The sequence below is a fragment of the Nocardia sp. CDC160 genome (assembly GCF_035818795.1).
In the GTDB taxonomy this organism is placed as follows: domain Bacteria; phylum Actinomycetota; class Actinomycetes; order Mycobacteriales; family Mycobacteriaceae; genus Nocardia.
Window position 1 is genome coordinate 398368 of sequence record NZ_JAYKYT010000002.1, and the last position, 13020, is coordinate 411387.

General features: G+C 68.6%; 14 protein-coding genes. 4 read left to right on the forward strand and 10 right to left on the reverse strand.

Going from position 1 to position 13020, the window contains the following annotated elements:
• Positions 1 to 38: 38 nt before the first annotated feature.
• Both VMT40_RS09245 and dapA read right to left on the reverse strand, forming a co-directional pair.
• Positions 39 to 2135, reverse strand: coding sequence for a ribonuclease J (locus tag VMT40_RS09245; protein WP_326357568.1), 2097 nt, complete (start codon positions 2133 to 2135; stop codon positions 39 to 41).
• Positions 2132 to 3040 (reverse strand): 4-hydroxy-tetrahydrodipicolinate synthase, encoded by a 909-nt coding sequence (dapA, locus tag VMT40_RS09250; RefSeq protein WP_326357569.1) that lies wholly within the window; start codon positions 3038 to 3040, stop codon positions 2132 to 2134. Before dapA ends, VMT40_RS09245 begins: the two co-directional genes overlap by 4 nt.
• Positions 3041 to 3187: 147 nt before the next feature.
• Between dapA and VMT40_RS09255 the strand changes: the two genes are divergently transcribed.
• The gene (locus VMT40_RS09255; RefSeq protein ID WP_326357570.1) at positions 3188 to 3637 is read left to right on the forward strand and encodes a hypothetical protein; all 450 of its coding nucleotides are present in this window, start codon (positions 3188 to 3190) and stop codon (positions 3635 to 3637) included.
• Between the two features lie 28 nt (positions 3638 to 3665).
• Here the strand turns inward: VMT40_RS09255 and VMT40_RS09260 are convergent, their stop codons facing one another.
• The 4 genes from VMT40_RS09260 to VMT40_RS09275 all read right to left on the reverse strand — a co-directional run bounded on the left by VMT40_RS09260 (position 3666) and on the right by VMT40_RS09275 (position 7244).
• Positions 3666 to 4715 carry a hypothetical protein gene (locus VMT40_RS09260; protein ID WP_326357571.1) on the reverse strand — a complete coding sequence of 350 codons (1050 nt, stop codon included), beginning with the start codon at positions 4713 to 4715 and terminating at the stop codon, positions 3666 to 3668.
• On the reverse strand, positions 4702 to 5988 hold the full coding sequence (locus tag VMT40_RS09265) for a sensor histidine kinase (protein ID WP_326357572.1): 1287 nt from the start codon (positions 5986 to 5988) through the stop codon (positions 4702 to 4704). Before VMT40_RS09265 ends, VMT40_RS09260 begins: the two co-directional genes overlap by 14 nt.
• The gene (locus VMT40_RS09270) at positions 5985 to 6665 is read right to left on the reverse strand and encodes a response regulator transcription factor (protein ID WP_326357573.1); all 681 of its coding nucleotides are present in this window, start codon (positions 6663 to 6665) and stop codon (positions 5985 to 5987) included. Before VMT40_RS09270 ends, VMT40_RS09265 begins: the two co-directional genes overlap by 4 nt.
• A gap of 126 nt (positions 6666 to 6791) precedes the next feature.
• Positions 6792 to 7244, reverse strand: a complete 453-nt coding sequence (locus tag VMT40_RS09275) for a flavodoxin family protein (RefSeq protein WP_326357574.1) — start codon at positions 7242 to 7244, stop codon at positions 6792 to 6794.
• Positions 7245 to 7385: 141 nt separating this feature from the next.
• On the opposite strand from VMT40_RS09275, the gene VMT40_RS09280 reads away from it, so the two are divergent.
• Positions 7386 to 8744, forward strand: a complete 1359-nt coding sequence (locus VMT40_RS09280; protein ID WP_326357575.1) for an MFS transporter — start codon at positions 7386 to 7388, stop codon at positions 8742 to 8744.
• Here VMT40_RS09280 and VMT40_RS09285 read toward each other — a convergent pair.
• From VMT40_RS09285 to VMT40_RS09300, 4 genes are read right to left on the reverse strand one after another with little or no spacing between them, the layout of a single operon-like run.
• On the reverse strand, positions 8701 to 9195 hold the full coding sequence (locus tag VMT40_RS09285) for a DnaJ family domain-containing protein (protein ID WP_326357576.1): 495 nt from the start codon (positions 9193 to 9195) through the stop codon (positions 8701 to 8703). The genes VMT40_RS09280 and VMT40_RS09285 overlap by 44 nt on opposite strands.
• Complete coding sequence (locus tag VMT40_RS09290; protein WP_326357577.1) at positions 9192 to 9566, reverse strand: hypothetical protein; 375 nt, start codon at positions 9564 to 9566, stop codon at positions 9192 to 9194. The genes VMT40_RS09285 and VMT40_RS09290 overlap by 4 nt, the downstream gene beginning before the upstream one ends.
• Positions 9563 to 10135, reverse strand: coding sequence for a DUF6817 domain-containing protein (locus tag VMT40_RS09295; RefSeq protein WP_326357578.1), 573 nt, complete (start codon positions 10133 to 10135; stop codon positions 9563 to 9565). Before VMT40_RS09295 ends, VMT40_RS09290 begins: the two co-directional genes overlap by 4 nt.
• A gap of 52 nt (positions 10136 to 10187) precedes the next feature.
• Complete coding sequence (locus VMT40_RS09300) at positions 10188 to 11636, reverse strand: DHA2 family efflux MFS transporter permease subunit (RefSeq protein WP_326357579.1); 1449 nt, start codon at positions 11634 to 11636, stop codon at positions 10188 to 10190.
• A gap of 85 nt (positions 11637 to 11721) precedes the next feature.
• Here VMT40_RS09300 and VMT40_RS09305 point away from each other — a divergent pair, with 85 nt between their 5' ends.
• Positions 11722 to 12171, forward strand: a complete 450-nt coding sequence (locus VMT40_RS09305) for a MarR family winged helix-turn-helix transcriptional regulator (protein ID WP_326357580.1) — start codon at positions 11722 to 11724, stop codon at positions 12169 to 12171.
• A 76-nt stretch (positions 12172 to 12247) separates the two neighbouring features.
• A complete protein-coding gene (locus tag VMT40_RS09310) occupies positions 12248 to 12982 on the forward strand; it encodes a GntR family transcriptional regulator (RefSeq protein ID WP_442789939.1) in 735 nt (244 codons plus the stop codon).
• Positions 12983 to 13020 lie beyond the last annotated feature (38 nt).

Genomic DNA, 13020 nt, shown 5'->3' on the forward strand with positions numbered 1-13020 from the left:
AACAGCGAAAGCTGTTCGGGCGGTTTCTGTTTCGGGTCTCAGACGCCGATGACCGTGGGGACGATCATGGGGCGGCGGCGGTAGGTCTCGGCGACCCAGCGGCCGACCACGCGACGCACCGACTGGGCGATGCGGTGGGTGTCGGTGACGCCCTCGACGGCCAGGCGGTGCAGTTCGCTCTCGACGAGTTCCTGTGCGCCGGTGAGGGCTTCGGGATCGTCGGAGAAACCGCGGCCGCTGACCTCGGGGGTGGAGACGGCCTTGCCGGTGGCGGAGTCGACGGCGACATTGATGGAGATGAAGCCACCCTCGCCCAGGACCAGACGATCCGAGAGGGTCGATTCGCCGACATCGCCGACCGACAGGCCGTCGACGTAGACCTGCCCCACCGGCACCCGGCCGGTGATGGAGGCGATGCCGTCGACCAGGTCGACCACAACACCGTTCTCCGCCAGGATGACTCGCTCCTCGGGCACGCCGGTCGCCACCGCCAGCGCGCCATTGGCGCGCAGATGCCGCCATTCGCCGTGCACCGGCATGGCATTGGTGGGCCGCACCGCGTTGTAGAGGTACAGCAGCTCACCGGCCGAAGCATGGCCCGAGACATGGACTTTCGCGTTCTGCTGGGTGACGACCGTCGCGCCCAGGCGGGCCAGCCCGTTCACGACCGCGAAGACCGCGTTCTCATTGCCCGGGATCAGCGAGGAGGCCAGCACGACCAGATCGTCGGCGCGAATATTGATCTGGCGGTGATCGCCGCGCGCCATGCGCGACAGCGCCGAGAGCGGCTCGCCCTGCGAACCCGTCGAGATCAACACCAGCTTGTGCACCGGCAGATTCGCGGCCTGATCCAGATCGACCACGATATTGTCCGGAATATCCAGGTAGCCGAGGTCCTGCGCGATCTGCATATTGCGCACCATGGACCGGCCCACGAAGCACACCCGGCGGTCGTAGCGCTGCGCCACATCCACCACCTGCTGAATGCGGTGCACGTGAGAGGCGAAGGACGCCACGATGACTCGGCCCTTGGCCTTGCCGATCACATTGTCGAGCACCGGGCCGATCTCGCGCTCGGGCGTCACGAAGCCCGGCACCTCGGCATTGGTGGAGTCGACCAGGAACAGGTCCACGCCCTCGTCGCCGAGGCGGGAGAATCCGGCCAGGTCGGTGAGGCGGCCGTCGAGCGGCAGCTGATCGAGCTTGATGTCACCGGTGTGCAGCGCGATGCCCGCGGGCGTGCGAATGGCCACCGCGATGGCGTCCGGAATGGAGTGGTTGACCGCGAAGTACTCACAGCCGAACGGGCCGTGCGTGGTGTGCTCGCCCTCGGTGACCTCGACCAGGTGCGGCTGCAGGCGGTGTTCGCGGCACTTGGCCGCCACCAGCGCGAGGGTGAACTTCGCGCCGACGACCGGGATGTCGCGACGCAGGCGCAGCAGGAACGGCACCGCACCGATGTGATCCTCGTGACCGTGGGTCAGGATGACCGCGGCGATATCGTCCATGCGGTCCTCGATGGGACCGAAGTCGGGCAGGATCAGGTCCACGCCGGGCTGCTGATCCTCGGGGAACAGCACACCGCAGTCGACGATGAGCAGACTGCCGTCGTACTCGAAAACCGTCATATTGCGGCCGATTTCGCCGATGCCGCCGAGCGCGAACACGCGTAGGCCGCCCTTGGGCGCCTTGGGCGGGGTGCCCATGGCGTGCGGGTCGCGCGGGGCGGGGGCCGGTTCGCGATCGCGGCCGCCCTGGCGGGAACGGCCGCCGCCGCGGCGGTTGCGGTCACCGCGCGAGCGCGAATCGTCCTGGCGGGAGCGGGAATCGTCCTGGCGGGAGCGCGAATCGTCCTGACGCGAGCGCGGGGCCTCCTCGGCCGGTCTGGACTGCGTCTTGGCGCGCTCGCTCGAGGCGGTGCGGCCGCGGCCGTTGCGCTCGCGAACCGGTTCGGCCGCAGCGGATTCCGCGGTGCTCACCGATTCGGTCCGGGCGGCAGCCGGAGCAGCGGATTCCGGCTGGGCCGCGGGCTGAGCGGACGGTGCGGGCTGAGCGGGCGTCTCGGGGGCCGGGGCGGGCGCACCGGCGGCGCGGCTGGCTCCGCGGCGCGGGCGACGGGCGACGGGGCCGGTCATGCAAGCACCCCGGCCGCGCGCAGGTCCACCGCGAGCGCATCGAGTTGGTCTTGGGACGGCATGAGTTGTGGCAAGCGGGGTTCTCCGGTCTCGACGCCCAGCAGTCGCAGGGCGCCCTTGGTCATGGCGACACCGCCGAGGCGGGCCATGGCCCGATTCAGCGGGGCCATGCTGACATTGATCTCGCGCGCCCGCTGCACGTCACCGGCGCGGTAGGCGTCGAGGAGGGCACGCAGGCGGTCCGGCACCAGATGACCGATGACGCTGATGAATCCGGTCGCGCCGACCGACAGCCACGGCAGGTTGAGCACATCGTCACCGGAGTAGAAGTCCAGTCCGGTCTCGGCGATGAGTTCCGCGCCCGCGCCCAGATCGCCCTTGGCGTCCTTCACCGCGACAATGCGCGGGTGCTCGGCGAGACGGCGAATGGTGTCGGTGGCAATGGGCACCACCGAGCGCGGCGGAATGTCGTAGAGGGTGATCGGCAGGTCGGTCGCGTCGGCGATCGCGGTGAAGTGCGCGAACAGCCCGTCCTGGTTGGGCTTCGAGTAGTACGGCGTCACCACCAGCAGACCGTGCGCGCCCGCGCGCTGGGCGTTGCGGGACAGCTCGATGCTGTGCGCGGTGTCGTAGGTGCCGGTACCGGCGATGATGGTGGCGCGGTCACCGACGGCGTCCACGACGGCGCGCAGCAGATCGAACTTCTCGGACTCGGTGGTGGTCGGCGACTCCCCGGTGGTGCCGGAGATCGCGAGCAAATCGACGCCGCCGTCGATCAGACGGGCGGCGAGGGCGACACCGGCATCGACGTCGAGCTTGCCTTCGGCGGTAAAGGGGGTCACCATCGCGACACCTACTGTGCCGGACGCGCGCAGCTCGATTCGCGTCGATTCACCGTTCGTCATAGTCAGAAAGGCTACAGCCTCCCTGGAACGGGATTCGCATCGTTATACCCGAACCGCGCCCGGTGCGATGGCGATTCGTGTCAAGCGCCCGATTCTGACGTCAAAACGTTCCTTGAATGACGTCATCGGTGACATCACACTGGTGTCATGGATCTCAATAAATACACCGCTCAGCTGCGCGAGAACCTGATCGCCGCGGCCGCCCTGGGTGATGACAAGACGCAGGCCACGGCCGCCGCGCTGGCGGCGGCGACGGAGAACTCCGCGCGGCTGGTGCTGCTGGCCGCGCTGTCCGAGCTGGCCGCCGAGGTGAGCGCGACGCTGCCCGACCGGACCGTGCACGTGTCCGTCGACGGGACCGACGCGCACATCGATGTGCGCAAGGCCGAGAGCGAGGACGAGCATCCCAGCTTCGAGGAGGTCACCGGGGGTATCAGCCGGGTGACCCTGCGGTTGGTGGAGCAGCTCAAGGCGCGCGCCGAGGAGGCCGCCGCGCAGAGCGGGCAGTCGTTGAACGGGTGGTTGTCCTCGACCGTCCAGTCCGCGCTGCGGGACCAGATGAAGAAGGGCGGCCCGGGCCGCTGCGACAACCCGTAGTTACACCCGGCTAGTCAGTTACACCTGGCTAGTCGTCGATGACGGTCACGTGCCCGTCGATATCGACCTCGGTGCGGCGGTCCTGATCCGGGGCCGTGGCCAGCACGGTGGCCAGCACGTGACGCCCCAGCGGCAGCACGCGCACCGTGATCCGCCCGGAGTTGATGGCGTCGAGTTCCCTTGTGGCGGCGTCGATCACGCGCTTGCGCACCCATTCGGGGACACCGGCGAACCCGCCGTCGTCCAGGAGGATGACCTCCACCCCGCGCGCCCGGGCACCGCGCGCCGCGCCGCTGAGTTCGTCGGTGACCAGTTGCGGTGCGCGCAGGCCGTCGCGCAATTCCGCTTCCAGCAGGCGGCATTCCTCGCGTTCGGCGGCGCTGAGTTCCGCGCCCTCGGCAATGCGTTCCAGGATCGGGCGGGCCACCCGGTCGAGTTTGGAGAGCTGGCGGGTGCGTTCGCTGTCGGCAGCGGCCATGGTCGCCTCGGCCGCGGCCCGCATCATGGCGTCCTCGCGCAGCATGCGCAGCGAGCGCTGCATGGGTCGCATGACCGCGGTGAAAACCGAGATGGCGGTGACCGTTCCGACCGGAACCAGGGAGCCGACCAGCGTGCCCGGTTGCAGATGGCCGCCGAGGAGTCCGAGTGCCACCAATACCGCCGCGACGGCGCTGACACCCACCCAGGCGGTGCGAATCCGCCCGCGCAGCACCAGGACCGCGAGCACATACGACGAGGCGAACGCCGACCACACGGTCTCGTGCACCAGGTCGTGCTCGGGCGTCATGACCGTCAGCGCGGTGGCCACCGGCGGTGCGGCGGCCGCGTACAGCGCCACCGGAATCGGCAGCGGGTCAACGGGAATCGCGGTGACCAGCGCGCCCGCGCTGAGCATGAGCACCATGCTGGCGAAGGCCGCCCACAGCGGCGACTGGCCGAAATTGCGCATCATATAGAGCGCGATCACGGCTTCCAGGATCAGTAGGAACAGCCACGCCGCGCTGCCGCGCAGACCGAGCAGGTCGCGCAGGCCGAAGCGGGGGTCCAGATCGAGCAGGCGGTCGTCAGCGGGAACCATCGCCACCCCACACGAGCGTCACGGTGGTGCCTTCTCCCGGTTGGGATTCCACGAACGCCGAACCGCCCGCGAGCTGGCGCATGCGGCCCAGAATGCTCATGGACAGGCCTAGACGATCCGCGGAGACGGCCGAGAGGTCGAAACCCGCGCCGTCATCGGTGAAGACGATGCGAATGCTGCCCGCGCTGACCGTGGCGGTCACCGTGCGGCGCACCTCGCGACCGGGAACCGCGGCGTGGCGCAGGCTGTTTCGCACGGCCTCGGACAGGGCGGCGGCAATGGTGCTCGCCGCGTGCACCGGCATGCGCAGATCGTCGTAGCCGGGCCAGGTGCGGGTGGCGAAGCGGACGCCCGGATTGATCTCGTGCACGGCCGCTCTCAGGAACAGCACGGCCGAGCGGGCGTCGAGCAGGTCGGGATCGCGTTCCTCGCCGCGGTATTCCTCGAGCTGTTCCAGGGTGCGTTCGGCCTGGCGTTGCAGCACATCGGATTGCGTTCCGGCGCGGGAGGCTTCGAGCAGGGTGGAGAGCACGGCGTCGTGAATGAGCGCGGCGAAGCGGGAGCGCTCGCGGTCGCGGGCCACGGCGGCGGCCTGGGCGGCGGCGCGGCGGCTGGCGATGGCCGATTCCCGGTCGACGCGGGCGGCCGCACCGGTGGCCGCGGTGCCGCACCACACGAACAGCGCCGCCAAACCCGCTGAGCGCAGGAAGTTCTCGGCCACGTGCTGGGTGGTGAGCGCGGGCACCGTGTACACCGTGGCCGCGGCGGCCGAGGTCGCCGCGACCAGCAGGTAGGCGACGGTCAGCCGGGTCGGCCAGGCCAGCACGGCCGCGGTCACGGCCAGCGCGGTCACCCGGTAGGGCCACACGGTCGTGGAATCGACCGTGTGCAGGTGCAGCCCGAAAGGGATCGAGGCCAGCGCGCCGAGGAAACTCACCGCGGCGCAACCGCACACGAAGCGAATCGCGCGCGGGCCCGAGACCGCGGACACCACCGAGATGATCGGATACCAGCCGAAGGCCAGCACCACCGCCAGCACCGTCCACCAGGCCGGATTGGATCGACCCTGCTCGGCCACCTCCGGCAGTTCGACGCCGCCGACGATCACGCCCGCGATGCCGATGGAGATGCCCAGTCGCCGCATGATCCGGTCGTAGGCGGCGGTGGCCGGATCGTCGTTCATCATGCTGCCGCGCACGCGCTGCGCGAGTGCCGCGAGCGAGGGCATCGGCCGGGCGGCGGCCGTGGGTTCGAGGGTGCCCGACGCGGTCATGCCCGCGGATTCCGTTCGGGGACAGGCAGCCACCCGTCCTCGACGGCCCGCTTGTAGAGGTCGGTCTTGGTGGGGGCGGGGCGTCCGGCGTCGGCGTACTTCTGGCGGATGCGGCCGAGGTAGTCGTTGACCGTCTGCTCGGACAGGCCCGTCATGCGCGCCACGCGCGAGGCCTTCTCCCCCGAGGCGTACAGCTGCAGCACCTGCTGCTGCCGCGGGCTCAGACCCACATCCGACAGCTGCGGGTCGCCGTCGATGGCGGCCGCCCAGTCGGTGGTCACCACCTGCTCGCCGTGCGCGGCACGGCGCACCGCCGCCACCACGGTCGGCACGTCCTCGGACTTGCGGACCACACCGAGCACACCCGCCCGGGCCGCGGCCCGCACCATGAACGGATTGTCCGCGCCGGTGAACACCAGCACCTCGATCCCCCGCGCCCGCAATGCCCGCACATTGTCTTCCGGCGAAGAACCGTCCGCCAGGCGCAGATCCAACACCACCAGGTCCACCTTCGACCCGGACGCCAGCAATTCGGCCACGGTTCCCGCGGTGATCACCAACTCCAGATCGGCCTCCGGGGCCAACATCGCCGACAGTCCGATCGCTACCGACTCATGGTCTTCGACCAGCCCGATCCGGCGTATCCCCGACTCTTGCGCCTCCACGGCGGCCGTCACCTCTTCCCACACTCCACTTCAACGTCCAGCGCGAACGTTCCATCGAGTATGACGGCACAACCACCTGATGTGTCAGCCACCAGAATTCGGGGGAAGCCTCCCCTCACCCCATGAGCCGCGCGGCCCTCACCCCATGAGCTGTGCGGCGACCGTCGCGCCCAGCTCCCAGCAGCGCTCGATATCGGCCTTCTCCGGCTTGCCCGAAAGGATCACCGGCGCAGCCGCTTTCTCCCACCCCAGCCCGGTCACCACACTCTCCACACTGCGCTCCGCGCCCTCGGTCCCCTGATTGCCGTGGATATAGAGGCCGTACGGGCGGCCCTTCGTCGAGTCCAGGCACGGGTAGTAGATGGTGTCGAACGCGTGCTTGAGCGCGCCGCTCATGTAGCCGAGGTTGGCCGGGGTGCCGAGGAGGTAGCCGTCCGCTTCGAGGACGTCGGTCGGCGTGACGCCGAGCGCGGGGCGGCGCACCACGTCCACGCCCTCGATCTCCGGATCGGTGGCCCCGGACAGGACCGCTTCGAACATCTCCTGCATGAAGGGCGAGGGGGTGTGGTGGATGATCAGCAGCGTGGGCACTCCCCGAGCCTACTGGCGGCGGAAAATTCGTTTGTGATCACGATCACGACCCGGGTTTAGGCACTGGTGAGTATGGGCGTCGACGGGCCGCGCGGGAGCGCCGCCGTTTGGGGATTGTGAGCATGGGTATCGATTTCTGTCATGCAGGATTCGACGGAAACAAACCGGTCCGACTTCCCGCTGCGGAGGTCGGTCGCCGCGAGTGCCCTGGGCAATGCCACCGAGTGGTTCGACTACGGGGTGTACGCGGCCACGGCCGGATACCTCACCTCGGCGTTCTTCCCCGGCCAGTGGGGGACGTTGGGCACGATGCTGGGTTTCGCGGTGTCGTTCGTGCTGCGGCCGCTGGGCGGGATGGTGTGGGGTCCGCTGGGTGATCGCATCGGGCGAAAAGCGGTGTTGGCCACCACGATTCTGCTCATGTCGGTGGCTACCGGTGCCATCGGCATCCTGCCCACCCATGCCAGTGCCGGGCTGCTCGCGCCGGTCCTGCTGATCGTGTTGCGTGTCGTGCAGGGGTTCTCGACTGGTGGCGAATACGGCGGTGCGGCAACCTATCTCGCGGAGTGCGCGGCGGATCGCAAGCGCGGATTCCTGGGCAGCTTTCTCGAATTCGGTACGCTCGCGGGCTTCGTCGGCGGATCGGCCGTGGTGCTGGCGTGTCAGGTGGCGCTGGGTTCGGACGCCATGCACGCCTGGGGTTGGCGCATCCCGTTCCTGTTGGCGGTGCCGCTGGGGCTGACCGGCTGGTATCTGCGCGCCAAACTCGATGAGTCCCCGGTGTTCACCGAATTGTCCGAGCAGGACGATCGGGACACCCCGCCGGGCGGGTTGCGCGAGGTGCTCACCACCTATCGCCGTGAGCTGCTCACCCTCATCGGGCTGGTCGTGGCGCTCAATGTGGTGAACTACACGCTGCTCACCTATCAGCCCACCTACCTGCGCCACACCCTGGATCTCGGTGAATCCACCACCACCGCAATGATGTTGATCGGCCAGCTGGTGATGATGGTGTCGCTGCCGTTCTTCGGCCGCCTCTCCGATCGGGTCGGCCGCCGCCCGCTGTGGCTGGTCTCGCTGACCGGTCTCACCGTCCTCGCGGTACCCATGTATTGGCTCATGGGCCGCGGTATCGTCTGGGCCGTCCTCGGATTCATCGTGCTGGGCCTGCTCTACGTTCCCCAGCTCTCGACGATCAGCTCGACCTTCCCGGCCATCTTCCCCACCCACGTGCGTTACGCGGGATTCGCCTTGGGCTACAACGTCTCCACCGCTGCCTTCGGCGGCACCGCACCCCTGGTGAACGAGGCGGTCATCGAACGCACCGACTGGTCCTTGTTCCCGGCCGTCTATATGGTCGCGGCATCCCTCATCGGCCTGGTCGCCTGCGCATTCCTCCGCGAAACCGCAGGAACCTCGCTGCACGGCACCGAGATCCCCGAGTCCACAGTGGAGTTCACATCCCGAAAAGCCGTCGCCACCAACGCCGTTCAGGCGTAGGTCGAGTGACCGGAGGCGATATCGACGTGCCCGGGCTGCGCGCCGCGCGAGCGGCCGCACGCTCGGCGCGCCAGGTTTCGACCACGTCCTCGACCTTCAGCGGGCCGATCGGCACGTGCGGCTCGGTCGGCATGCGCAGCCATTGCACGATCCGATCGTTGAGTTCCGCCACGGCGGCGCGAACTTCCGCTTCGGAGGCCATGTCCCGCACGGTCTCCGGCATGCGTTCCCGTTCTCGACGCAGCACGATGGATTCCGGCAGCAGGGCGTCCGCGGCAGCCCCCTCCCGTTTCAAATAGCTACGGATCCACCAATTCTCATCGGCCGCACCGGCCGGAATGGGTTTCCCCGCCCCCGGAAGGTTATCGAATTCGCCCCGCTCGGTCGCCTCACGAACCTGTTTGTCGATCCACGATTCGAAGGAGAGGCCGGGCGTTTTGCGCTCGGTCATGACTCCGAGTTTACCCGACCATTACCTAAGGGGAAGGTGGCGATCAGGGCGGCCAAGGAGAGTGCGGTGAAGGCGATTTGGTGGATGTGGTCCTTGCCGGGAGGGAGGTTGGACAGCAGGTGGGTGAGCCAGAAGACCGGGTAGAACCACAGCGCCCACCAGGCCCAGATCTGGCGTTGCCGGAAGGCGAAGACGGTGATCACAAGGCCGAACAGGCCGGTGCCGAGGGTGGCCAGGGAGTCGGCTCGCCAAAGGAGGCGGTCCCCGGAGGGTGGGGCCAGCAGGGTGACGAGGCCGAAGGCGAGGATCGCGATGCCGTTGGCGGACAGGGCGATCCACGCTGCGCGGAAAAGTGGCGTGGGGGTGGTCATGACGGGGAGACGTAGGGGAAGAGTTGGGTGCGGCAGGCGGACCAGGCGGCGGGGGTGAGGTGGGGACGGACTCGAGCGAAGAGGCCGTAGAGGGCCGCGCCGTGTTGGGTTGCCAGGTCGGCGTTGTGGGCCATGACATCGAGTTCGTTGGCGACCGTCAGTTCGAGGAAGGCTCGGAAATCGGCTGGAGCGGGCTCGAATTCGTCGCCGGTGAAGCGGTCGCGGAAGAGGACCGGGTTGGCGTCGATTCGGGGGTAGATGGCCGCGCGGTCGCAGGAGGCGTACTGGTAGATCAGGGATTCGGTGTGCGGGCCGAGGATGTCGACAACCGTTGGGCGGTCGGTCAATTCGACCAGCCAGCGGTCGAAGCCGTCGGTGCCGTAGACCGCGTGGGCCAGGCCCGCGAGTTGGAGGTCGGGGCCGTGGCCCCAGGCGGCGAGGGTGTCGGCCACTCGCCCCAGGTGGGCGAGCAGGGTGCCGCCGGGGTGCGGGATGGTGTCCGCGCCGCGATCCCGCAGGAAGCGCTCGACGCGGGTCCTGCGGGATGCGAGGGAATCGGGAGCGTTCACCGTTCCAGTGTCACTCGGGAATCCCCGGTTGTAGCGGTTCCGTTGGCCACCTTCAGGCCTGGCGCTGATGGTTGCGCAGCACCGTGGAGAGCGCGGACGCCACGAGCGACATGGCGGCCAGACCCGCGAAGGCGAGGTGGTAGCCGGAGACCGGTGCCCAGTCGGATGCCGTTGCGCGGGAGAGGATGACGGCCACCAGGGCCACGCCGACCGCACCGCCGACGCGCTGCAGGATATTGACGAAGGCGGTGGCGTCGGGCAGTTGCGCGCGCTCGACCGAGGCGTAGGCGGCCGACACCAACGGCATGGCACCCACGCCGGTCGCCATGCCCGCCGCGAAGAGCAGGAATTGGATGAGGACGCCATTCGCGTCGGCGGGCAGGAAGACCAGCGGCAGCACCGCGGCGGCGATGAGGAGGTTGCCGAGGACGGCGACCCGCCCGCCGCCGAACCGGTCGGTCAGCCGCCCGCCCAGCGGCAGCATGACGATGCCGCCGAGCCCGTAGGCCAGCAGATCCACCCCGGTACGGATCAGCCCCGTGCCGTGCAGCACCTGAAAGTACAAGGGCAGCAACACCATCACCCCGAACATGGCCCCACCGGCGAAGAAGCTCGCGATGTTCGCGGCCCGGAAGGCCGGATTGGCGAAGAGCCGAATGTCGAGCAGCGGGCGCTCGGTTCGCAAGGCGCGGAACAGGAATCCGGCCAGTCCGACGGCCCCGAGCACGACCGGCAGCCACACCGACATCGAGGTCACCGACCCGGTCACGCCGATCTCGGACAGCCCGTACACGATCGCGGACACCCCACCCCCGGCGAGAGCCACCCCGAGCACATCCAGCCGCGGCATCGGCACCCCGGCGGTCCGCGGCAGATACCGCAGTCCGAGCCCCAATCCAATGAGCCCGAACGGAATATTGATGAGGAACAACCATTCCCAGCTCCAGTGCGCGAGCATGAGCCCGCCGATGGTCGGCCCGATGGCGGGCGCGCCCACCACCGCGATGCCGACCACGCCCATGACGCGCCCCATGCGCTGCGGGCCCGCCGCCTGACCCAGGATGGTCTGCCCGGCCGGAATCATGAGCCCGGCCGCGAGCCCCTGCAGCACGCGCATGCCGATCAGCCATCCGGCCGTCGGCGCGAAGGCGCACGCCGTCGAGGTGAGGGTGAAGGCGACCAGCGCCCCCATCCACAGCCGGGTCACCCCGATCCGGCGGGCCAACCACCCGCACACGGTCAGGGACACCCCGAGGGCCAGCAGGTACGCGCTGGCCACCCATTGAATCGTGGCCAGGGAGGCCCCCAGGTCGGTCCCGATGGTGCGCAGACCGATGTTCACCAGCGAGGTGTCGAGCATTCCCATGATCGCGCCGAACACGACCACTCCGGCGGTGCGCCAGACATGCGCGGGGATCTTGTCGGAATCGGCGGGTGCGGGCGAACCGGTGGCGATTCCCCCGGCATCGGATGTCCGTGTGTCCGAACGCATCTGCGTCATCGGACTCTCCTTCGGTAGTTGATGAGTAACTCAATTGCAGAGAGTAACAATGATTGAGCTACTCAACAATAGATATAATCAGCGGGTGACCGACGAACCGTGTGCCGCACCGGGCGACATCCACCCCGCGGGCCTGCTGCGCCACCCCACCTACGCCCTGGGCAAGCTGCACAAGGCCATGCACACCAAGCTCGACACCCCCCTGCGCGAACACTGGGTGCTCACCTACCTCGCCGAGCGCAGCGAGATCTCCCAGCAGGACATGGCCAAGGCCATGGACATCGACCGCAGCGAGGTCGTGCGGATCATCGACGGCATGGAGAAGGCGGGACTGGTCACCCGCAATCGCGATCCGGAGGACCGCCGGAAATACCGTTTGACTATCACCGCCGCGGGCAATCGGCTGCGCGCGGAGACCGACGCGAAGATCCTCGAAGCCACCGATGTGCTGCTCGCCCGCCTCACCCCGGCGGAACGCGAAACGCTGCACCGGCTTTCGCTCAAGGCCCTGGGCTACGACACCGACGAGAGCTGACCCACACCGCGCCGCCCGAGCGGCACCGACGGGTACGGTGTACGCACCGCGGGGGCGACCAGCTACGATCGACCCCGTGCCTTCTCGCCCGCGCCTACCTCGCCTGCCTCAGCTCAACCCTCCGCTGGACGCCCGTCGCGGCTACTCCCAGCAGGAGATCCTCGGCGAATTGCGCCGTCTGATCCTGGAGGGGAACCTGCCGCCCGGCACCGGCCTACCCCTGGGCGAGATCGCGCGCATGTTCACCGTGAGCGCGATCCCGGTGCGCGAGTCGCTGCAGACCCTGATCGGCGAGGGCCTGGTCGAGCATCGCCCCAACTTCGGCTACCAGGTCACCATGCTGACCTCCGACGAGCTGCGCGAGCTCTACGTGGTGCGCGAGCGACTGGAGTCGGTGGCCATGGCGGCGGCCGTGCACAATGCCACCGAGGCCGATCACGAGCAGGCGCGCGAGATCCACGCCCGCCTCGAACAGGCGGTGCTGACCGAGGACGCGGTGGCCTACCATCGCGAGACCCGCAACTTCCACCTCGCCCTGGTGCGCCCCTCGGGCATGCCGCGCGTGGTGCACATGCTCGAATACGCTTGGAACATCACCGAACCCGTGCAGCCCATGGTGCACGTGTCGACCATGGACCGGGTGGTGTTGCACGCCGACCACAGCAAGCAGCTGCAGGCCTTCCTCGCTCGGGATGCCGAAGGTTTGCTGGCCGCCAGCGAGGGGCATCACGCACGCCTCAGCGGTGTTCTGGAACACCTGCCCACCGACACCGGTTTGTTCGCCGAACCCGCAGGTGAAGAAGATATATAACACCTGAGCCAGGGGCTTTCGAACATATACGGTTCCAG